The sequence below is a fragment of the Nocardia sp. NPDC004573 genome, from assembly GCF_053602135.1.
In genome coordinates this window covers 1-21,134 of record NZ_JBSGDA010000006.1, presented here as the reverse complement: position 1 = coordinate 21,134, position 21,134 = coordinate 1, and the positions used below count along the sequence as shown (strand labels likewise).

Here is a 21,134-nt window from a genome sequence, read left to right as displayed (position 1 = left end):
TATCAGGGTCAGGCGCTGATCGAGCGGCCGGCGGAGTGCAGGTCGTTGCATGCCTCCACCACGCGCGCCGCCATCGAGGCCTCGGCCTTCTTCAGGTAGCTGCGCGGGTCGTAGACCTTCTTGTTGCCCACCTCGCCGTCGATCTTCAGCACGCCGTCGTAGTTGACGAACATGTGCCCCGCGACCGGCCGCGTGAACGCGTACTGGGTGTCGGTGTCGACGTTCATCTTCACCACGCCGAAACGCAGCGCGTCCTCGATCTCGGACTTCAGCGAGCCGGAGCCGCCGTGGAAGACGAAGTCGAACGGCTTCGCGTCGGGGCCGAGACCGAGCTTGGCCGCCGCCACGCGCTGGCCCTCGGCGAGCACCTCGGGCTTGAGCACGACGTTGCCCGGCTTGTACACGCCGTGCACGTTGCCGAAGGTCGCCGCGAGCAGGTACTTGCCGTTCTCGCCCGCGCCGAGCGCGTCGATGGTCTTCTCGAAGTCCTCCGGCGAGGTGTAGAGCTTCTCGTTGATCTCGGCCTCGACACCGTCCTCTTCACCGCCGACGACACCGATCTCGACCTCGAGAATGATGTTCGCGGCGTGCGTGGCCTTCAGCAGTTCCTTGGCGATCTCGAGGTTCTCGTCGATCGGAATCGCGGAGCCGTCCCACATGTGCGACTGGAACAGCGGGTTCTGGCCTGCGTTGACCCGCTCCTGGGAGATCGCCAGCAGCGGCCGGACGAAGGTGTCCAGCTTGTCCTTCGGGCAGTGGTCGGTGTGCAGCGCGATGGTCACGTCGTACCTGGCCGCGACCACGTGCGCGAACTCGGCCAGCGCCACCGCGCCGGTGACCATGTCCTTCACGCCCTGGCCGGAGGCGAATTCCGCGCCGCCGGTCGAGAACTGGATGATGCCGTCGCTGCCCGCGTCCGCGAAGCCCTTGATGGCCGCGTTGATCGTCTCCGACGACGTGCAGTTGATGGCCGGGAAGGCGAAGGAATTGGCTTTGGCCCGACCGAGCATCTCGGCGTAGACCTCCGGAGTCGCGATGGGCACAGTAAGACCTCCGTGTTGTGCGGCAAAGACCTATTTTGTCAGCCTTCACCCTAAGGCAGCGGTGTTTCGCCTGGTATGCAGGGAGGGAGTGCGCCGAAGTTGACCCACCGGTAATTTTGCGCACAGCACGAGCATTCTCAGGCGGAGCCGGTACTGTGGGGCCGGTAATTTGCGCTGGCAGCTTCCGACGCGGTGGCAAGCGATGCAGGCCAGCCGTATCGGGACAGGAGGCCACGTGATTCTGCAGGCAGCGACAGAATCGGTGACGAGCAACCTCGCGCTGACCGAGTTGCTCGACCCGATGCACCTGCTCACGGAGACGTGGCTGAAGAATGCGGTGCTGCCGGCCATCCTGGTCATCGTCTTCATCGAGACCGGCCTGTTGTTCCCGATCCTGCCCGGCGACTCCCTGCTGTTCACCGGCGGCCTGCTCGCCGCGCAGCCGAATCCGCCGGTGTCGATCTGGGTGCTGGTGCCCGCTACCATCCTCGTCGCGTTCGCCGGCGACCAGTGCGCCTATTGGATCGGACGGGCGATCGGGCCCGCGCTGTTCCACAAAGAGGACACCCGCTTCTTCAAGAAGCATTACGTCACGCAGACCCACGAGTTCTTCGAGAAGCACGGACCGAAGACGATCGTCCTGGCCCGATTCGTGCCGATCGTGCGCACCTTCATGCCGGTGCTGGCCGGTGTCTCCCGGATGGACTACCGCAAGTTCGTCGCCTTCGACATCGTCGGCGCCCTTCTGTGGGGCGGCGGCGTCACGGTGCTCGGCTACTTCCTGGGCAACGTCGCGTTCATCCGGGACCACGTCGAGGCGATCTTCCTGCTGATCGTCTTCGTGTCGATCCTGCCCGGCATCACCGCGGTGGCGAAGAAGCTGATGAACCGGAAAGCGCCCGCGGACGATGCGGTCGAGGGCGAGCTGACCGCCTCGACCAGCGAGCCCACCCGCTGAAGCCGGTGACGACGGAATCCTCGCCCCTAGCCGTGGGCAGTTTCGATCCGCTGCTGTCGGCGGGCCCGGCGCTCGTCTGGACAGTGGTGCTGACCTTCGTCTTCCTCGAGTGCGCGGTGATCCTCGGCCTGTTCTTGCCCGGCGACTCGATGCTCATCACCGCGGGCATCGTGATGGCGTCGCACGCCTCGGGCGAGGCGCACGTGTGGGCGCTGTCGCTGGGCGCGATGGTCGCGGCCATCGCGGGCAACCAGGCAGGCTACGTCATCGGGCGCCGGACCGGACGGCACTTGGTCGCCCGGAAGAACGGCAGATACATCAACGTCCGCAATCTGCAGCGCGTCGCGGAGCTGCTGCACCGGCACGGATTCGTCGCGGTGCTGATCGCCCGGTGGATCCCGTGGGTACGCACCCTGTGCCCCACGGTCGCGGGCGCCGCGGGCATGGAGCATCGGAAGTTCACCGTCGCCAGCACCATCGGCGCGATCGTGTGGGCACCGGTGCTGCTGCTCATCGGGTACTACGCGGGCAACTTCCTGCAGCGGGTGGAATGGCTGATGCCGATCGTGATCGGCACGCTGGTGGTGGGCCTGGTCGTCGGGACGGTGCTCGGTGTGCGGCACTACCGGCAGGAGATGTCCCAGCCCGCAGAGGACTTCGCGCTGGAGACGACTCCCGGCGCGGTGCTCGAGCCGGAGAGCTGACCCTCACAACCCCGCGGCGCCGACCTGGTAGGCCGCCTCCATGAGCAGCCAGCCGGACAACTGCACCGACAGGTCGCGTCCCGGCACCTTCGACGAGGTCACCGAGCCGCCGGAGGTGAAGTAGCCGGCTCCCGCGCTCCCGCCGGGCAGCTGCGCCGGCTTGCTCCAGTCGTGCCCGAACAGCGGCTCGCCCTCGACCTGCAGCCGGTTCCGCCACGCCGCCGTGGCGGACGCGGTGACGATCGCGGCCGCCGCGCGGCGGTCGGCGACCTGTTCGGAGTCCTCGCCGGGCAGCATCACCGCGACCAGCGCCAGGTACCGGGCCAGGATGCCGTTGAACAGCCCCCCGTCGCCGCCACCGCCGCCTGTGATGACGCCGTCGGTGGTCATGTGCTCCTCGATCGCCGCGAGCAGCCGGTGCACGCGCTCGGTGTGCTTCGGATCGCCGGTCTGCACGGCCAGCTCGGCCTCCAGGCCGAGCACCACGCCCTGGCAGTAGGTGAACACCGGACGCTCGATCTCGCCGGAGGGCAGATGGATGCCGTCCAGGATCAGCCCGGTCTCCGGATCGCGCAGCGTCGCGTCCAGCCAATCGGCCATCTCCTGGGCACGCTGGACGCGCCCGAGGCGTAACAGCGCGATCGCGGCGGGACCGTTCGCGGGGGCGTTGAAGTAGTCCGCGCCGATGCGCCAGGGCAGGCCACCGCCGACCTGTGGCTGCCAGCCGTCGTGCAGTTGTTTCTCCAGCGCGGCCAGCGCGCTGCGCACGTCGGCGCCCTGGGTGCGCTCGGCGCGTTCCAGCGCGATGGCCAGCCAGGCCATGTCGTCGTAGTAGCGGTTGGTCCAGCCGGTGATGTTGCGGATGCGGTGCGAGCGCGCCAGCGCGGCGATCCGCCTGCGGCGCACCGGCGTCGGGGCCCGGTTCGCGGCGTCGGTCGCGCACTCGATGAGATGCGCCTGCCACCAGTAGTGCCACGCGCCGAAGACTCGCTCGCGCCTCGTGGCGGGCCAGCCGACCACGCCGAGTTCGGTCCCCGGCAACGCCCACAGCGCGCGGAGATGTCGCGAGACGACCGCCGATTCGGCCATGTCGGCTCGTTCCGACCACAGCGTCGCGGGCGTGGCGGCCTCCCGGCCCGCCTGCGCCCGTCCGATCGGCGGACGCGGTGCCGCGGAGCCCTTCTCGGCGTGCTCCACGCTCGGCACCTCGATGTCGTCGCTCCGCGAGGTCATGAGTCAATGGTGCCAGGCCAGAACGCATTTATGCGCCCGATTTGTTACGAAAGCGATGTGCAATCGTGCCGGTGCGCCCCCGGGCCGGAAGATCTCCAGCTCACAGGGCCCTGCGCTGGTCCGGTGATCACCACGCCCGAGTGAGATCGGCGTGTTGCCGAATCCACGCGTGCATGGCGATGCCCGCGGCCACGCCCGCGTTGATGCTGCGGGTGGAACCGAACTGCGCGATCGACACCGTCATCACGGCGGCCTGCTTGGCGTGCTCGGTGACGCCCGGCCCTTCCTGGCCGAACAGCAGCAGGCAGGCGCGCGGCAAGGTGACCGTCTCCAGCGGGACAGCGCCCGGCACGTTGTCGACGGCGACCACGGTGAGCCCGGCGCCCTCGCTGAACGCCAGCAGTTCGCCGATGTCGGCATGGTGCCGGATGTGCTGGTAACGATCGGTCACCATGGCGCCGCGGCGATTCCACCGCCTGCGCCCGACGATGTGCACGGCCGCGGCGGCGAAGGCGTTCGCCGTGCGCACCACGGTGCCGATGTTCGCGTCGTGCCCGAAGTTCTCGATCGCGACGTGGAACGGGTGCCTGCGCCGGTCGATGTCGGCGACGATGGCCTCGCGGCTCCAGTACCGGTAGGCGTCCACCACGTTGCGGCGGTCGCCGTGGGCCAGCAATTCCGGGTCCAGGCGCGGATCGTCCGGCGGCGGCCCGGCGTGCTCCCCCGCCCATGGACCGACGCCGTTCGGGTGCTCGCCCCACTCCGTCGGCCCGGGTAGGTCCTGCTCCGCCGCGTCCGGCACTGGGTGACTCACGCCGACGATGCTAATTCCGGCTGCCGTGCCCGCGACGAGTGGCTCAGTAGCTGGACGAACTCCCCGCGAACGCACCAACCAGCCCGAGCACCAGGAACAACAGGAGGAACAACAGACCCAGGACCATCAGCGCGGTGGCGATGATGCCGCAGATGTAGCCCGCGTTGACGTTGCCGCGGCCGCCGATGGTGCCGCCGGACGCGTCGATCTCGTTGAGCGCACGCTTGCCCATCACCCAGGCGAAGGGTCCGATGAACTGGCACAGCACGAGGCTCAGGATGCCCAGGATCAGGATCGTGGTGGATTGCGGGTGGTCCGGAGGTCCGTAGGCCCCATAGGCTGGATAGCCGTACGGCGGCTGCTGCGGCGGGTAGCTCATCAGCAGGATCGTAGTAGGTGTGGCGGGCTACACCACATTTTCGGCGGACAGCTCCATCGACCCTCGAATCGGGCGCGACCACCATGGATCCCATGACGGAGACACACGCCGAACCGACCCTCGTGCTCGACCTGCCGCCTGATGCACCCGAACCGGGCGAGCACCTGCTGCGCACGGTGCTGCTCGCACCGGTGCGCGCTCGGTTCTGGAAGGAACTCGTCTACGTCCTGACCGTTTTCGTGCTCGGCTGTCTGGCCGTCACCTATCTGTTCTTCGGCTTCGGCGGCGGGCTGTATATCGCGGTCACCGTCATCGGCCTGCCGATACTGGCCCTGGTGCTGCTCGGCGGACGGGTGTGGGGCCGGATCTATCGCGCGCTGGCCAAGGACCTGCTCGGCGTCGCCGTGGCGCCGCCTCCGTCGTTCGCGCCCGCGCCCGGCCTGATCGGCTATCTCAAGAGCGCGTTCACCGATCGGGCGAGCTGGCGTGCGGTGGTGTTCCTGCTCGCGCAGGCGGTGCTCGGCGTCGCGGTGGGTTACCTCGTGCTCATCGTGGTGGCGATGACCGTGTTCACCGCGCTCTCCCCGATCCCGTGGGCGCTGGTCCGCCCGACCAACGTCGACGCGTCCGGTGTCGAGCACACGTCGATGGTCCAGTTCGGCGAGTTCTACGTCGACAGCTGGCCGAAGGTGCTCGGGTTCGCGCTGGTGGGTCTGCTCGGCTGCCTGGCCTTGCCGTGGCCGCTGCGCGGCGTCTGCTGGTTGCACGGGCTGCTCACCGTCGCGCTGCTCGGTGGGACCGATCGCGACCGCCGGGTGACCGAACTGCAGGAGAGCAGGCGGACCGCGGTCGAGGACTCCGCGGCGACACTGCGCAGACTGGAACGCGATCTGCACGACGGCACCCAGGCCAGACTGGTCACCATAGCGATGGCGCTGGGCCGGGCCGAGGATCGGCTCGCCGCGGGCGGCGACCCCAGCGATCTCATCGCCGACGCGCGCGCGAGCTCGAAGGAGGCGCTGACCGAACTGCGCGAGCTGGTGCGCGGAATCCACCCGCCCGCACTGGAATTGGGGCTCGAACCGGCGTTGGAGACGCTGACGGCGCGCTGCTCGGTGCCGGTGGAGCTGCGGGTGCACCTGCCCGAGCGACCGAGCCCGGCCATCGAGGCGATCGCGTACTTCTCGGTGGCCGAGCTGCTGACCAACGTCGTGCGCCACGCACAGGCCACCGGCGCATGGGTGTCGGTCCTGCCGGGTGACGGACGGACCATCGCGGTGACGGTGCGCGACAACGGCATCGGCGGCGTGGTGGCGCCGATGGACGCCGCGCTCGGCGCGGGCAGCGGATTGTCCGGCCTCGCGGCGCGGGCACGCACCGTGGACGGGACGCTGACCGTCCGGAGCCCGGCAGGCGGACCGACCGTGGTGACCATCGTGCTGCCCCTGGCCGGGTCGCGATGAGCGACGGTCTGCGCATCGTGATCGCCGAGGACAGCGCCATCCTGCGCGACGGGCTGGCCGGACTGCTCGCCGAACGCGGCCACGAGGTGGTCGCCATGGTCGGCGACGCGACCACCCTCGCCGAGGTGGTCGGCACGCACAACCCGGATGTCGCCGTGGTGGACGTGCGGATGCCCCCGAGCTACACCGACGAGGGACTGCTCGCCACCATCGAATTGCGCCGCAAATATCCGATGACCGGCGTGCTGGTGTTCTCCCAGTGGGTCGAGACCCGCTACGCCACCGAGTTGCTGGCCGGCGGTGCGAGCGGCGTCGGCTATCTGCTGAAGGACCGGGTCGCCGATGTCGGGGACTTCGTGGACGCGCTGCACCGCGTGGCCACCGGCGGCACCGCGCTCGACCCGGAGGTGGTGAGCCAACTGATGGGAGCCTCGCGTCAGCAGGATTCGCTGGCCCGCCTGACCCCGCGCGAACGCGAGGTACTCGAGCTGATGGCCCAAGGCCTGTCCAACAGCGCAATAGCCGCCACCCTGACCGTGACCGAACGCGCGGTGGAGAAGCACATCGGCAACATCTTCATCAAGCTCGACCTGCCGCCATCGGACACGCATCACCGCCGTGTGCTGGCGGTATTACGACTCAAGGGCTGACGACGCTGTGGTTCGTCGGCATGGTGTGCCAGACTGGCCCCAACGCGGTATCCGTGCGGGGAGGGGAGGAAGCGATGACCGTCGACGTGACCTGGCCTGATCATCTGCTGACCCTGGAGGACTGGATCGCGCTGCCGGAGGACAGCAGCCGAAGTTACGAGCTTGTCGAGGGGGTTCTGGTCGTGTCACCGAAGCCGGTGTCGCAACATCAGCGCGCTGTATTGCGGCTGGGTGCACAGTTGGAACCCCAACTGCCCGCCACCCTCGGCGTGCTGGCCGATACCGAAGTGGTGATCGACGCGGGCTCGCTGCCGACCATACGAGTTCCGGACATTCTCGTGGTGCCCGAAGCTGGTATCGAGGCCAACCTGCCGCGCTATGACGCGGAAGACGTGCTGCTCGCCGTGGAGATTCTGTCGCCTGGCTCGCGACGGACCGATCGGGTCACGAAATTCTTCGAGTATGCCGAGGCCGGGATCGAATACTACTGGCTGATCGACCTCGACAAGCCCACAAGCCTTGCTGCCTACCACCTCATCGGGCGAGACTATGAACTCGTCGTCGAACAGTCCGGCACCGTGACAGCCGACATTGCCGGAATCCCGATCACGATCGACCTTCCTGCCCTGACCAGCAGTCGAGCGGGCCGATAGCCCCTTCCATCGAGTGGTTCGGGCCTATCCTGGAGGTCTGGCACTCGGGGTGGAGGCTGGTATGGATCACGAGCGGATACTGCGCACGGTGCTCGGGGTGACCGCCGGGTATCTGATCCTGCTGGCGCTGTGGCTGGGGTGGGTGGTGCAGCGGACGCCGCCGGGGACCGTGCCGTATCAGATCGTGGCGTTGGTCGGATTGTTCGGCTCGTGCCTCGGCATCGGGATGATGCTGGCCGCACGGCCGTCCAAGGCGGATCGCCAGTTGTGGCGGCACGGCTTGGAGGGGTGGGCGACGGTCGAGGGCGTGCACCCGCTGCAGCACACCGACCATCACACCGAACTGACCGAACTGGATCTCGAACTGACCGTCCCCGGCTCCGAGAGCTACCGGGGCACTGTGGTTTTCGACGCCACCCCGGCCGACAAGCCACGGCTCGCGGTCGGCGAGATTCTTTCGATCCGCGTCGACCCGGCGAACCGGGACCGCATCATTCTGGTGCTGTGATCAGCGGCTGAACGTGCGCGTTCGGATCGGCGAGCAGGTACTGTGCGGCCGCGTAGGTCGCCAGGATCACGCCTTCGGTCACCCGGCGGGCCCGCCGACCGCGCGCGAACAACCGCCGCAGCACGATCAGTCCGTCGGAGACGGTGAACAGCAGTGCACCGAGGCCGAGGCGAGTGCGCGGATCGACACCCGGAATATTCAGCCCCGCAATGTTTTTCGCGGTGGGCGCGAGCCCCGGGTCGGAAGCGAGCACGGCCGCGGCGCCCAACGTGACGCCGTAGGCGGTCAGCGGTGCGGCCACCGTCGGCGCCTTCCTGCGCAGCAATCCGGCCGCGCCGAGCCACGCGATCACCCGCGGTAGCGCCACCCGCGCGGCGGGCCTGCCGCCCATCCGCCACCACAGCGTCGCGTATCCGGCTTGCATCACCGCGAACGACGACGCGCCCGCGATGAGCCTGCGGTCGTCGTCCGGATCGATGAGCAGAATGTCACCGACGGTGGCCGCACCGAGCGACCCGATCAGCACGGTGCGCTCGGTCGACGGCAGCTGGTTGCCTTCGGTCGCCACGTCGGCCGCGAGCAGCGGCATCAACAGCGGCTTCGCGAGCCACTGCGCCTTCTCGCGCCCGCTGACGGCCCCGTACACGGTGACCGCCGCCGCGGCGAGAAACCCGGCTCGGAACGGGCGCATTCTAGAAGCTCGGCTCGGCCGGTGCGGGGGGCAGCGTGACGACCTGGCCCGCGTAGCTCAGGCCCGCGCCGAAACCGAGCAGCAAAGCCGTCTGCCCGCCCTTCGCCTTACCGGTGACCAGCATTTCCTCGATCGCCAGCGGAATGGACGCGGCCGAGGTGTTGCCGGTGTTCTCGATGTCGTTGGCCATCGGGACCTCGTCGGCCAGTCCGAGGTTCTTCTTCATCAGCTCGTTGATCCGGGCGTTGGCCTGGTGCGGGACGAAGACCTCGATGTCCTCCTTGGCCACGCCCGACACCTCGAGTGCGGTGGACAACGCGCGCGGCAGCGTGACCGCGGCCCAGCGGAAGACCCGAGGACCTTCCATCCGCAGCGACATCCGGCCGACCGGATCGGCGGCCGGGTCGAGCCCCTGCATGGACTGAGCCCGGTGCATGTACTCCAGGAAGTCGATGTCCTGCATGATCGCGGCGGCGTTCTCGCCGTCGCTGCCCCACACGGTGGGCGAGATGCCGTTCTCGTCGCTCGGACCGACCACCACCGCGCCGGCGCCGTCACCGAAGATCATCGCGGTGCCGCGGTCGGTGGGATCGAGCCCGACGGTCATCGTCTCGGCGCCGATGAGCAGCACATATTCGGCGGAGCCGGACCGGATCATGTCCGCGGCCACGCCGAGGCCGTAGCCGAAGCCGCCGCAACCGGAGGTCAGGTCGAACGCGGGGACGCCGTTCATGCCGATGTCGTAGGCCACCTGCGGCGCGCCGTGCGGGGTGAGGGTCAGCCAGCTGGAGGTGGCCAGGATCACGGCGCCGATGTTCGACCGGTCGACGCCGCTGTTGACGATCGCACGCTCGCCCGCCGCCGCCGCGATCGACCGCAGCGTCTCGTCACCGCTGATCCAGCGCCGGTTGCGGACGCCGGTGCGTTCGTAGATCCACTCGTCGGTGGAATCGAGGACCTCGCAGACCTCGGCGTTGCTCACCAGGCGCTTGGGTCGGTAAGCGCCGATTCCGAGCATCGCAACGTTTTCGCGACTTCTGTTGACTGCAATGCTCACCACTGGTGACTCACACGACCCTTCACCTTCGAAGACTTACCGCGCTCCAGGCTATCCCAGGGCGAGATCCTTCAAGCCGAGGATCGACCGGTACTCCAACCCTTCCGCGGCGATCACCTGGTCAGCGCCGGTTTCCCGGTCGACGACGGTGGCGACGCCGACCACGGTGGCGCCCGCCGCGCGCAGCGCCCGCACCGCGGTCAACGGCGAATTCCCGGTCGTGGTGGTGTCCTCGACCACCAGCACCCGCTTACCCACGATGTCCGGGCCCTCGATCTGGCGCTGCATGCCGTGCGACTTCGCCGCCTTGCGCACCACGAACGCGTCGATCGGGCGGCCGGGCGCGTGCATCACGGCCAGCGCGACCGGATCAGCGCCCATGGTGAGACCGCCGACGGCGTCGAAATCCCAGTCCGCGACGAGCTCGCGCAGCAGCTTGCCGATCAGCGGGCCCGCGCCGTGGTGCAGCGTCGCGCGGCGCAGGTCGACGTAGTAGTCGGCCTCCTTGCCCGAGGACAGAGTCACCCGGCCGTGCACGACCGCGAGCTCGCGGACCAGCGCGGCCAACCGGTCCCTGTCGTTGGTAATCACGTCGATCATGTCAAGTCCTTCCGCGTGCGTTGAACAGCCCGCGATTGAGCCGGGCCCCCAGGGTTCGCGGGATCGCTCCGGCGAGGGTGGTGAGCGCTTTGTACTGCATTCCGGGCACGCTGAGCACCCGGCCCTTCTCCAGATCGCGCAGTGAGCCGGCGACTACCTGGTCGACGCTCAGCCACAACGCTTCGGGCAGCGAGGGCATCTCGATGCCGGCTCGCCGGTGGAAATCCGTGCGGACGAATCCCGGGCACAAGGCTTGGACCCGGACTCCGGTTCCGGCCAGTCCCCCTGCCAACCCTTCCGTGAAGGATACGACGTAGGCCTTGGACGCCGAATACGTCGACCCGCGTCCGGGGATCAGGCCGGCCACGCCGGCCACGTTGACGACGCAGCCGTTCGCCGCCGCGATCATCGGCGGTAGCGCGGCCCTGGTGAGCCGCACCACCGCGGTGACGTTGACGTCCAGCTGCGCCTGCAACTGCTCGGGCGGCACCGTCCAGAACTCGCCGGAGTGCGCGAAACCGGCATTGTTGACCAGGAATTCGACGCCGTCGGCCAGCCGCGCCGCGACCTGCTCGCGGTCCTCGGCGTGGGCCAGATCGGCGACGAGTATCTGCGAGCGGGTACCGAAGCGGTGCTCCAGGTCCGTCGCGAGGGCCACCAGACGCTGCTCGTCCCGGGCGGCCAGCACCAAGTCGTAGCCGAGCGAGGCCAGCCGGGTCGCGTAGCCGCGGCCGATGCCCGAGGTCGGGCCGGTGACCAAGCCCACCGGCCGAGTGGTGCCGGGCAGTCTCGGATGCGGATGCTCGGTCATGACGGCGCGATCGGTCGCAGTCGCGCGGCTTCGACTGCGGTGGGCGCGCGGCCGATCACTTCGGCACGGGTCCCTGGTAGGGGCGGAATCCGGGATGGAAGGGCCCGCCCGGCGGGTCGGCGGGACGCTGCCGCGACTCGCGATCGGGGCGACCCTCGTCGCGCTCCTCGCGCGGCCGCGGCTCGGCGTCCGCCCGCCCGCGGGCACGCGCGTTCGGCACGACGGCGAGCGAGGGGCGGCGCGCCGATTCCGGGCCCGGCTCGTCGGCGTGGACGTCCTCGCCGGATCGCTCGTCGTCCTCGGCCTCGGCGTGCGGCCGGTCATCCGCGTCGTCCTCGACGTCTGGAACGTTCTCGCCCCGCTGACGTTCGCGGGGGCGCGGACGGCCCGGCTCGCCGTCGAAACGCGGCTCGCTGACCGGCGGCAGCACGTGCAGCAGCCCGGACAGGCGCAGCACGGCATCGATCGCGCTTTCCCAGTCCTTCGAGGTGGTGCCCACCAGCAGCATGCCCAGTGTCCAGTTGCCCTCGCTCCAGAGCATCTGCACGGTGTCGGGAAGGTTCTCGATGAAGGCGACCATGCGCTGATCGACGGCGTGCCTGGCGATTTCGGGGTTCGTCGCGAACACCACGCGGTCGCCGATGGCGCCGAGCAGTTCCAGGTCGTGGTCCTTGGGCGGGCTGGCGGTCTTCAACCGCATGTCCACATCGATGTCCGAGCCGATCTGGCGGCGCACCGCGACCAGCGTCGCGGAGTCCTCCAGGTCGAACAGCACGAACTTCTCGCCCTTACGGATGCCGGAGACCACGTCGACCGCGGAGAGATAGCCGAGCTTGGCCAGCGCGCCTCGCCGCCATGTCGACGCCAGCGCGGGTTCCACGGACACGTAGGTATAGCCCTGCGACTTCGCCCAGACCTGTCGCGCGTGACCGGTCCGCTGCCGCTGGAGCCGATCGAAATACAGCAGCACGATCGCGCCCACGAGCGCGATCGCCGCCAACCCGAACCACATTGCCGTCATCGACGCCTAGCCTAATGGTCCCGGACGGACATGGTCCGTCATTACCCCCGCGCCGAGCCGAGCGAACCGGGAGCGGTCATCGATCCCGCTCACCGGGCGAATGCGCGGCGCTCCGCTTCGACGGCGGTCCTGGCGGCTCATCGTCCGCCGCCGGGCAGCGAAGTACCGATGATGACCTTGGCCTGAATGGATCCGTCCGGCGCCTTGTCGCCCTGGATCAGGACCAGCTCACCGGCGGCCAGATCCGACACCTTGGTGCCGGACAACGCGATCACCTGGGTGTTCGCGTCGGTGCGCACCGTGATGGTGTTGCCCATCACCGAACTCACCGTCAAGGTGCCTCCGTCGTTGGCGGTGATGGTGCCCATGGTCGCGCCGAGCCCGTCGACGTCGCCGAGGCCGGGCACGCTGGGCAGCCCGCTCGGCGGGCTCGGTTGCGTGGTCCTGGGCGCAGGCGCGGACCGTGTCGTGACGCGCGGCGTCGAGGCCGCCGCGGTGTCGGACGAACCGGAGTCGCTGCCCCCCAGCAGCACACCCGCGACCACCCCGATCGCACCGATCAGCACGGCGACGCCGAGGCCGAGGGCGATCCAGAGACCGGTGTTGCGCCGCGGCGGCCCCGGCGGCGGTCCACCGCCAGGGGGCATCGCGCCACCGGGCGGCCCGGCCGTACCCTGCCACCGATCAGCGCCGCTGTCCGGATACGGGGCCCATTGGGAGTCGTAGGCCGGGAATTCGCGCGTCGCGTTCGGCCCCGGCGGCGGCCCCCAGGACCCGTATTGCTCCGTCGGCGGATACTCCGACGGAGCGCCTGCGCCGTATGCCTCGGAGTACTCGGCGGAGTGCGCGGGGCCACCGTACCCGGATTTGCCCGGCGGACCCAGGTGCTCGGTCGGCGCATCCTCCGGCCGCTGTCCCCAGGGATCGTTCGGGTTGGTCATGCCTTCCAGCGTAGGCTTTGTCCGCTCGCTCGCGCCCGCACCTCGTGGGCGGGTGTGCCTTCCCGTGCGGAAGTCGTTCCCGGCGCGGACACCCGGCCATCGTTCCCGCATCCGGCGCGGGCGATCCCGACTGACGAAACTCACTGTGCCTGAGCGGCATCGGCCTCGATCGCCCTGCCGCGTCGAACGAAGGCAGCATCCCCGGCAGGCCGACGCCCGGCGGGTGGCCTGCCTCGCCCCGAGCACCGCCCGGAGCGAGGCCGCTCGCTCACCTGCCGATGATCAGGCCGTCCCCGTCGGGGCTGACACTCACTTTGACGTTGTCGCCGTCGGTGATCTGGCCCGCGAGCAGTTCCTTGGCGAGGGAATCGCCGATGGCCTGCTGGATCAGCCTGCGCAACGGGCGCGCGCCGTAGGCGGGGTCGTAGCCGCGCACGGCCAGCCAGAACCGGGCCGAATCGCTGACCTCCAGCTTCAGCCTGCGCTGCGCCAGCCGCTTCTGCAGCTGCTCGAGCTGGATGTCGACGATGTGCTCGAGCTGCTCCTCGTCGAGCGAGTGGAACATGACCACGTCGTCGAGGCGGTTGAGGAACTCCGGCTTGAAGGCCGAACGCACGGCGTTCATGACGAACTCGCGATCACCGCCCGCGCCCAGGTTGGAGGTCAGGATGAGGATGGTGTTGCGGAAGTCCACCGTGCGGCCCTGGCCGTCGGTGAGCCTGCCCTCGTCGAGCACTTGCAGCAGGATGTCGAACACGTCCGGGTGCGCCTTCTCGATCTCGTCGAACAGCACCACCGTGTAGGGCCTGCGCCGCACCGCCTCGGTGAGCTGACCGCCCTGGTCGTAACCGACGTAGCCGGGCGGGGCGCCGACCAGCCGGGCGACCGAGTGCTTCTCGCTGTACTCGCTCATGTCGATGCGGACCATGGCGCGCTCGTCGTCGAACAGGAAGTCCGCCAACGCCTTCGCCAGCTCGGTCTTGCCGACGCCGGTGGGACCGATGAACATGAACGAGCCGGTCGGGCGATTCGGGTCGGCGACACCGGCGCGCGCCCGGCGCACCGCGTCGGACACCGCCTGCACGGCCTCGGTCTGGCCGACCACACGGCGGCCCAGCTCGTCCTCCATGCGCAGCAGCTTCTGCGTTTCCCCTTCCAGCATCCGGCCCACCGGAATACCGGTCCAGGAGGACACCACCTCGGCGATGTCGTCCGGGCCCACCTCCTCCTTGAGCATCACCTCGCCGTCTCCCGCTGTGGCGGAGACTTTTTCGGCCTCGGCCAGCTGCTTTTCCAGCGCCGGGATCCGGCCGTAGCGCAGTTCGGCCGCCTTGCCCAGGTCACCGTCGCGCTCGGCGCGCTCCGACTCGCCGCGCAGCGCTTCCAGCTGCTCTTTCAGTGTGCGCACCTGATCGATCGCGTTCTTCTCGTTCTGCCAGCGGGTGGTCAGCTGGTTGAGTTTCTCGCGGTCGTCGGCGAGTTCGGAGCGCAGTTTCTCCAGCCGCTGCTTGGAGGCCTCGTCGGTCTCCTTGGCGAGCGCGACCTCCTCGATCTCCAGCCTGCGCACCGCGCGTTCCACCTCGTCGATCTCCACCGGGCGGGAATCGATCTCCATGCGCAACCGCGAGGCCGACTCGTCGACCAGGTCGATCGCCTTGTCCGGCAGGAACCGGGAAGTGATGTAGCGGTCCGACAGCGTGGCCGCGGCGACCAGCGCGGAGTCGGTGATGCGCACGCCGTGGTGCACCTCGTAGCGATCTTTGATGCCACGCAGGATGCCGATGGTGTCCTCCACCGACGGCTCGCCGACCAGCACCTGCTGGAAGCGCCGTTCCAAGGCGGCGTCCTTCTCGATGTGCTGGCGGTATTCCTCCAACGTGGTCGCGCCGACCAGGCGCAGCTCGCCGCGGGCCAGCATCGGCTTGATCATGTTGCCCGCGTCCATCGCCGATTCGCCGGTGGCGCCCGCGCCGACGATGGTGTGCAGCTCATCGATGAACGTGATGATCTGACCCGCGCTGTTCTTGATGTCCTCGAGCACGGCCTTGAGCCGCTCCTCGAACTCGCCGCGGTACTTCGCGCCCGCGACCATCGCGCCGAGGTCCAGCGCGACGACGGACTTGCCGCGCAGCGACTCCGGGACGTCGCCCGCCACGATGCGCTGGGCCAGGCCCTCGACGATCGCCGTCTTGCCGACGCCGGGCTCGCCGATCAGCACCGGATTGTTCTTGGTGCGCCGACTCAGCACTTGCACCACCCGGCGGATCTCGGTGTCCCGGCCGATCACCGGGTCGAGCTTGCCCGCGCGGGCGGCGGCCGTCAGGTCGGTGGAGTACTTCTCCAGCGCCTGGTAGCTACCCTCCGGATCGGGGCTGGTCACGCGGGCGCTGCCGCGTACCGCGGTAAACGCCGAGCGCAGCGCGTCGGCGGTGGCGCCGTACTTGCGCAGCAGCATCGTCACGTCGGAGTCGCCTTCGGCGAGACCGACCATGACGTGCTCGGTGGAGACGTACTCGTCACCGAGCTCGGTGGCCAGGCGCTGCGCCGCGGTGATCGCGGCGAGCGCCTCGCGGCCCAGGTTCGGTGTGGTGGTGGCGCCGGTCGCCCTGGGCAGCCGATCCACGATGTCCTGTGCCTCGCCTCGCACGGTCGCCGGATCCGTTCCGACGGCCTTCAGCAAGGGCGCGGCGATGCCATCGGTCTGGTCCAGCAACGCCACCAGCAAGTGCGCCGGACGAATCTCCGGGTTGCCCGCGGCGGAGGCCGCCTGCAGGGCGGCGGTCAGCGCCGCCTGGGTCTTGGTGGTGGGATTGAACGAGTCCACGAGTCACCTTCCTACTAGTCGATGCACACGGCTACCGAGCGCGGCCGTCCGGCCGGAGCCCACGCTCCGACGCGCCCGCTCCGCTTCGGCTCGGCGCCGTTCCTTACCGTCCAACGTCCGAAAGGTTGAGTCTGTTCCGCTCAAGTTTGGAATTTTCACCACGCCGGTCCGATGCCGCCGGATCGTGTCGAACGCTACGCCCCGACACCGGCGAATGCGACGCCGCGCGACACCGCCGATGCGATGATTCCGCACGTCGACGGCCTCCAGGTGCCTACGATGACCTCGGCCGTGAGCTCTTCACCCCGAATCAAGGAGCGAATGGATGCGCGCGATCGTGGTACGGAAGTTCGGAGCGACGCCGGAACTGGCCGAGATGCCGATGCCCGAGCCCGGCCCGGGAGCCGTCCGGGTCCAACTCCAGGCGGCCGGAGTGAACCCCTTCGACGGGAAGGTGGCCGACGGGATCTTGGATGGCAAACTGCCGCACGACTTTCCGATGATCCTCGGCGTGGACGGCGCGGGCACGGTCGCCACGATCGGCGCGGGCGTCAGCCGCTTCGCCGTCGGTGACCGGGTGGTCGGCAAGTTCCTCACCCCACCGGTGGGCCACGGCAGCTTCGCCGAATACGCGGTGTCCCCGGAGGACGGCACGCTCGTGCCGATCCCGCCTGGCGTACCGACCGTCGCGGCGGCCGCGCTGCCCACCGCCGGGGTGACCGCGCAGGACCTCGTGGACGCCACGCATATCCAGCCCGGCCAAACGGTGCTGATCGTGGGCGCGACTGGCGGCGTCGGTTCCTTCTTGGTGCAACTGGCCAATATCGCGGGCGCGCACGTCATCGCGACGGCGCGCGGCAGTTCCGCCGATCAGATGACCCGGCTGGGCGCGGCCGAGACGGTGGACTACACCGCGGGCCCGGTGCGCGACCAGGTCGCCGCCGCACATCCGGACGGGATCGACGTGCTGTTCGATCTGGTGAGCCCGCCCGAGGCGCTGGCGGAGCTGACCACGCTGGTCCGCGACGGCGGCACGGTGTACTCCACCATCTTCGCCGCCGACGAGGACGCGTTGCGCGCACGATCGATCAAGGGCGGCAACATCGAATCCAAGGGCAGCGCGCCGGAACTGGCCCGGCTGATCCAGCGCGTCGCTGCGGGTGACGTGGTCGTGCCGATCGATGCCACCGTCCCCCTCGCGGAGGGGCCCGCGGTCATCGGAGCGCCCGGCGCGCGCGGCAAGACCGTGCTCGCTATCTGAGCCGTCCCGGCCCCGCGACACCACCCAGGAGGTGTGTGCTGACCCGACCACCCCAATTCGGCTTGTTCCTGATCCCCGAGGCCGACGACTTCCGCAGGCTCGCCGAGCTGAGCGTCTACGCGGACGTGTCCGGACTCGACCTGATCGGCATCCAGGACCACCCCTACCAGCGCCGCTTCCTGGACACCTGGACCCTGATCACCGCGCTCGCCGCGCGGACCGAGCGGATCACCTTCTTCCCCGACGTGGCGAACCTGCCGTTGCGCCATCCCGCGCTGCTCGCGAAGGCGGTGGCCTCGCTGGACATCATCAGCGACGGCCGAATCCAACTCGGCCTCGGCGCGGGCGCGTTCTGGGACGCGGTCGCCGGGATGGGCGGACCACGTCGAACCGGCGGCGAGGCGGTACACGCCTTGGCCGAGGCGATCGCGGTCATCCGCGCCCTGTGGAGCGACGCGCGGTCGGTCCGGGTGCCGGGCGCCTTCTACTCCCTGGCGGGTGCGCATCCCGGTCCCCGTCCGCAGCACGATCCCGGCATCTGGCTGGGCGCGCGAGGGCCGCGCATGCTCGAGCTCACCGGTCGCGTCGCCGACGGCTGGGTGCCGTCGGCCGCGTGGGCTCCGCCGGAGTTCCTCGCCGAAGCCGGCAGGCGGATCGACGACGCGGCCGCCGCGGCGGACCGGGACCCGCTGACGGTGCGGCGGGTGTTGAACGTGTCGGGGACCATCACCGCGGACGGGGCCGACCGCGGCTTCCTGGAGGGTCCCGCCGAGCGCTGGGTCGATGATCTGCTCGCCCTGCACCGTGACCAGCGGGTCGACGGATTCGTCTTCTGGCCGACCGAGGGGGAACCGGTCGAGCAGATCCGTCGTTATACCGAGCAGGTCGTGCCCGCGGTCCGCGCCGGCGCCGGGACCTGACCGGCCGGAAACGACCTCCGCGCGTCCAGGACGGACGGCGGGATTCCGGCACAGCTCACCCGTGGCGCCGGTTCGGGCCGGGGCAGCGGCATCCGCCGTTTGCCCACCGATTACCGTGTGCGCGGGTCGCACGGCGCCGGTGGACGCGGCCCGTCCAGGGCCGCAGGGAAGGCGAGGTATGCCTATACCCACACGACCACGGCATTTTCGGGGATACTTGTCGGCGGGAGACCACCGGTAACGGGTATGTCCCCGGGCAGAACTGAGGGAAAGGAAGCTCCACGTCGTGGATGCGCGTTCGGCTGCGCTGGTCCGCGCCAATTTTCGTTCGGTGATCGAGTCGCCGAACGGACCCGAGCGGTTGGTCAGTGCGTTCTACGGACATTTGTTCGCCGAGAACCCACGGCTGCGCGAATTGTTCCCGCCCGCCATGGAGATGCAGGCCAAACGGATCGCCACGGCCATCCAGTACGTGCTCGATCACCTGGAGGACTGGGACCGGGCGCAGAAATTCCTGGAGCAACTCGCCCGCGACCATCGCAAGTACGGCGTCGAGGCGGCGCACTACGACGTGGCGGGCCGCGCGTTGCTCGCGGCGTTCCGGGTCTACAACGGCGCGGGCTGGAATCGGGCCCTGGAAGAGGGCTGGCGCGACATCACCATCCTGATCTCCGCCTCCATGGCCATCGGCGCCAACTCCGACAAGTCGCAGCCGGTGTGGGAGGCCACCGTGGTCGGCCATCGCCGTGTGCTGGAGGACTTGGCCATCGTGCGCCTGCAGTCCGACGGGCCGGTGCCCTACCAGGCCGGGCAATACGTGCCGGTGACGATTCCGCAGCGGCCCAAGATGTGGCGCTATTTCTCCCCGGCGATCCCCTCCAACCCGTACGGCGAGATCGAGTTCCACGTGCGCAAGATCCGCGGCGGCTGGGTGAGCCCCGCGATCGTCAACGAGACCAGGGTGGGCGACCGATGGCGGATCGCGGGCCCGCTCGGCGGGCTGCACGTCGACCGGGACAGCGGCCGAGACGTGCTCATGATCGGCTCGGGCACCGGCATCGCCCCGCTGCGCGCGCAGCTGATCGAGATGGGCCAGCGCGGCATCAACCCGCGCGTGCACTTCTTCATCGGCGGCCGCTATCCCTGCGATCTGTACGACGTGGAGAACATGTGGCAACTCTCGCAGAGCAACCCGTGGCTGACCATCGTCCCGGTGTGCGAGCAGAAGACCAACCCCTGGTGGTACCCGCATCCGCCGCAGGACGCACCGTACGGCATGCACCGGCGCCTGATCGGTAACCTTGGCGCCGTGGTGGCGAGCTTCGGCGCGTGGGCGGACCGGCAGATCCAGATCGCCGGTTCGGCCCGGATGATCGCCGACACCCGGCGAGCGCTGCTCGCGGTCGGCACGCCGGAGCAGAACATCAGCTGCGACCCTGTGTAACGAAGGAGGCCCCGTTGGGGGATCCGAGCATGCTCGGTAACGGTCATCAGGCGCCGGAATGGACCTCGACCGTCGTCGGTCACCATCGGCTGCGGCACGATCTCGCGGTGATCCGCCTGATCGGTGAGTTCGTGCCGTTCGCCGCCGGACAGTCGGTCGAGGTGCGGGTGCCCCAGCACCCGGGGGTGCGCCGCAGGTTCTCCCCCGCGCTGCCGCCCTCGCTGGACGGCAAGCTGGAGTTCCACGTGCGCACGGTGCCGGGCGGCTGGTGCAGCGGCGCGATCGTCGCCGACACCCAGCCGGGCGACGAGTGGCGGATCGGCGCTCCGGCCGGCGGGTTCTGGGTCGACCCGGACGGCGGCGAGGTGGTGATGATCGCCGGCGGCACCGGTCTCGCGCCGATGCGCGCCCAGATTCTCGAGCTGGCGCGCAAGCCTTCCCCGCCACCCACCTACCTCTTCGTCGGCGGACGCTCCCCGCGCGACCTCTACGCGTCCGACATGCTGTACCTGCTGGCCGCCGAATTGCCTTGGCTCACCGTGATTCCGGTGGTGGAGAGCCCGCAGGACCCGAACTGGGTCGACGAGTGGTACGAGCAGTCCCGCGTCGACATCGGCTTCGCACCCGACGACATCCTCTACGGCACCCTCGCCGACGTCCTCGGCTCCCACGGCGCGTTCCTCGAACACCAAGTGCTGGTCTGCGGCTCCCCGGCCATGGTCCAGACCACCGTCGACCGCCTCCTCGAAACCGGAACGCCCCCGGAGCGAATCCAATTCGAGGGGCTGTAACCGATCCAGCCGATCGCTCATCCGAACGGCCCACCCTGAGTTCGATGATCGCAATCGACGCAACCACACCAGCTCGATCACGGGTTTCGAGCGAAGCGAGACCGAGCATCGCCCGTTCGCGGCCCGGCTCGCGTGTGCGGCCGCCGCGTACGCGACGAAGGAGCAAGAGACGATCGCCCAGAGGAGTCTCCCGAAACGGCGAGCCACGGGCCGTAGCGCTCGGCCCCTGACCCGCCCAGCGCACCACAACCCCCGGTTTCGAGCGAAGCGAGACCGAGGATTGCCTGTTCGCGGCCCGGCTCGCGTTTGCGTGGCCGCCGCGTACGCGACGAAGTCGCAAGCGGCGGTCGCGCAAACACCAGGCAGAA

The 21,134-nt window shown here is 69.3% G+C and carries 21 protein-coding genes; 10 read left to right on the top strand and 11 right to left on the bottom strand.

Annotation, left to right across the window (positions count from 1 at the left end; translation table 11 throughout):
• Positions 1-8 precede the first annotated feature (8 nt).
• Positions 9-1,043: a class II fructose-bisphosphate aldolase gene (fbaA, locus tag ACWEKR_RS11550; protein ID WP_195084334.1), complete on the bottom strand. Its 1,035-nt coding sequence runs from the start codon at positions 1,041-1,043 to the stop codon at positions 9-11.
• 301 nt (positions 1,044-1,344) lie between these two features.
• Between fbaA and ACWEKR_RS11545 the strand changes: the two genes are divergently transcribed.
• Both ACWEKR_RS11545 and ACWEKR_RS11540 read left to right on the top strand, forming a co-directional pair.
• Positions 1,345-2,001 (top strand): DedA family protein, encoded by a 657-nt coding sequence (locus ACWEKR_RS11545; RefSeq protein ID WP_452354681.1) that lies wholly within the window; start codon positions 1,345-1,347, stop codon positions 1,999-2,001.
• A gap of 5 nt (positions 2,002-2,006) precedes the next feature.
• On the top strand, positions 2,007-2,705 hold the full coding sequence (locus tag ACWEKR_RS11540; RefSeq protein ID WP_195084336.1) for a DedA family protein: 699 nt from the start codon (positions 2,007-2,009) through the stop codon (positions 2,703-2,705).
• A gap of 3 nt (positions 2,706-2,708) precedes the next feature.
• Here the strand turns inward: ACWEKR_RS11540 and ACWEKR_RS11535 are convergent, their stop codons facing one another.
• From ACWEKR_RS11535 to ACWEKR_RS11525, 3 genes are all read right to left on the bottom strand, one after another.
• On the bottom strand, positions 2,709-3,794 hold the full coding sequence (locus tag ACWEKR_RS11535; protein WP_452354680.1) for a glycoside hydrolase family 76 protein: 1,086 nt from the start codon (positions 3,792-3,794) through the stop codon (positions 2,709-2,711).
• A gap of 271 nt (positions 3,795-4,065) precedes the next feature.
• Entirely contained in the window at positions 4,066-4,752 is a 687-nt protein-coding gene (locus ACWEKR_RS11530; RefSeq protein WP_452354431.1) for a TrmH family RNA methyltransferase, read from the bottom strand.
• Positions 4,753-4,795: 43 nt separating this feature from the next.
• Positions 4,796-5,131 (bottom strand): DUF4190 domain-containing protein, encoded by a 336-nt coding sequence (locus tag ACWEKR_RS11525; protein WP_452354430.1) that lies wholly within the window; start codon positions 5,129-5,131, stop codon positions 4,796-4,798.
• A gap of 92 nt (positions 5,132-5,223) precedes the next feature.
• On the opposite strand from ACWEKR_RS11525, the gene ACWEKR_RS11520 reads away from it, so the two are divergent.
• From ACWEKR_RS11520 to ACWEKR_RS11505, 4 genes are all read left to right on the top strand, one after another.
• Positions 5,224-6,594 carry a sensor histidine kinase gene (locus ACWEKR_RS11520; protein ID WP_452354429.1) on the top strand — a complete coding sequence of 457 codons (1,371 nt, stop codon included), beginning with the start codon at positions 5,224-5,226 and terminating at the stop codon, positions 6,592-6,594.
• Complete coding sequence (locus tag ACWEKR_RS11515; protein WP_452354428.1) at positions 6,591-7,244, top strand: LuxR C-terminal-related transcriptional regulator; 654 nt, start codon at positions 6,591-6,593, stop codon at positions 7,242-7,244. The genes ACWEKR_RS11520 and ACWEKR_RS11515 overlap by 4 nt, the downstream gene beginning before the upstream one ends.
• Before the next feature lie 74 nt (positions 7,245-7,318).
• The gene (locus ACWEKR_RS11510; RefSeq protein WP_452354427.1) at positions 7,319-7,897 is read left to right on the top strand and encodes a Uma2 family endonuclease; all 579 of its coding nucleotides are present in this window, start codon (positions 7,319-7,321) and stop codon (positions 7,895-7,897) included.
• Between the two features lie 61 nt (positions 7,898-7,958).
• Positions 7,959-8,405 (top strand): hypothetical protein, encoded by a 447-nt coding sequence (locus tag ACWEKR_RS11505; RefSeq protein ID WP_159849456.1) that lies wholly within the window; start codon positions 7,959-7,961, stop codon positions 8,403-8,405.
• Here the strand turns inward: ACWEKR_RS11505 and ACWEKR_RS11500 are convergent.
• From ACWEKR_RS11500 to clpB, 7 genes are all read right to left on the bottom strand, one after another.
• Positions 8,389-9,096: a lysoplasmalogenase family protein gene (locus ACWEKR_RS11500; protein ID WP_452354426.1), complete on the bottom strand. Its 708-nt coding sequence runs from the start codon at positions 9,094-9,096 to the stop codon at positions 8,389-8,391. The genes ACWEKR_RS11505 and ACWEKR_RS11500 overlap by 17 nt on opposite strands.
• 1 nt (position 9,097) lies before the next feature.
• On the bottom strand, positions 9,098-10,156 hold the full coding sequence (locus tag ACWEKR_RS11495; protein ID WP_452354425.1) for a beta-ketoacyl-ACP synthase 3: 1,059 nt from the start codon (positions 10,154-10,156) through the stop codon (positions 9,098-9,100).
• Between the two features lie 48 nt (positions 10,157-10,204).
• The gene (gene pyrE / locus ACWEKR_RS11490; protein ID WP_040870748.1) at positions 10,205-10,753 is read right to left on the bottom strand and encodes an orotate phosphoribosyltransferase; all 549 of its coding nucleotides are present in this window, start codon (positions 10,751-10,753) and stop codon (positions 10,205-10,207) included.
• A gap of 1 nt (position 10,754) precedes the next feature.
• Positions 10,755-11,564 carry an SDR family NAD(P)-dependent oxidoreductase gene (locus ACWEKR_RS11485; RefSeq protein ID WP_452354424.1) on the bottom strand — a complete coding sequence of 270 codons (810 nt, stop codon included), beginning with the start codon at positions 11,562-11,564 and terminating at the stop codon, positions 10,755-10,757.
• Between the two features lie 55 nt (positions 11,565-11,619).
• Positions 11,620-12,576, bottom strand: a complete 957-nt coding sequence (locus ACWEKR_RS11480) for a hypothetical protein (RefSeq protein WP_452354679.1) — start codon at positions 12,574-12,576, stop codon at positions 11,620-11,622.
• Positions 12,577-12,722: 146 nt separating this feature from the next.
• Positions 12,723-13,526 (bottom strand): DUF5666 domain-containing protein, encoded by an 804-nt coding sequence (locus ACWEKR_RS11475; RefSeq protein WP_452354423.1) that lies wholly within the window; start codon positions 13,524-13,526, stop codon positions 12,723-12,725.
• A 268-nt stretch (positions 13,527-13,794) separates the two neighbouring features.
• Complete coding sequence (clpB, locus tag ACWEKR_RS11470) at positions 13,795-16,350, bottom strand: ATP-dependent chaperone ClpB (RefSeq protein ID WP_452354422.1); 2,556 nt, start codon at positions 16,348-16,350, stop codon at positions 13,795-13,797.
• A gap of 325 nt (positions 16,351-16,675) precedes the next feature.
• On the opposite strand from clpB, the gene ACWEKR_RS11465 reads away from it, so the two are divergent.
• The 4 genes from ACWEKR_RS11465 (at position 16,676) to ACWEKR_RS11450 (ending at position 20,766) form a co-directional block, all read left to right on the top strand.
• Positions 16,676-17,611: an NADP-dependent oxidoreductase gene (locus ACWEKR_RS11465; RefSeq protein WP_452354421.1), complete on the top strand. Its 936-nt coding sequence runs from the start codon at positions 16,676-16,678 to the stop codon at positions 17,609-17,611.
• 35 nt (positions 17,612-17,646) lie between these two features.
• Positions 17,647-18,531, top strand: coding sequence for an LLM class flavin-dependent oxidoreductase (locus tag ACWEKR_RS11460; RefSeq protein WP_452354420.1), 885 nt, complete (start codon positions 17,647-17,649; stop codon positions 18,529-18,531).
• A 286-nt stretch (positions 18,532-18,817) separates the two neighbouring features.
• The gene (locus ACWEKR_RS11455; protein WP_452354419.1) at positions 18,818-19,975 is read left to right on the top strand and encodes an FAD-binding oxidoreductase; all 1,158 of its coding nucleotides are present in this window, start codon (positions 18,818-18,820) and stop codon (positions 19,973-19,975) included.
• 29 nt (positions 19,976-20,004) lie between these two features.
• Entirely contained in the window at positions 20,005-20,766 is a 762-nt protein-coding gene (locus ACWEKR_RS11450; protein ID WP_195084517.1) for an FAD-binding oxidoreductase, read from the top strand.
• Positions 20,767-21,134: the final 368 nt, after the last annotated feature.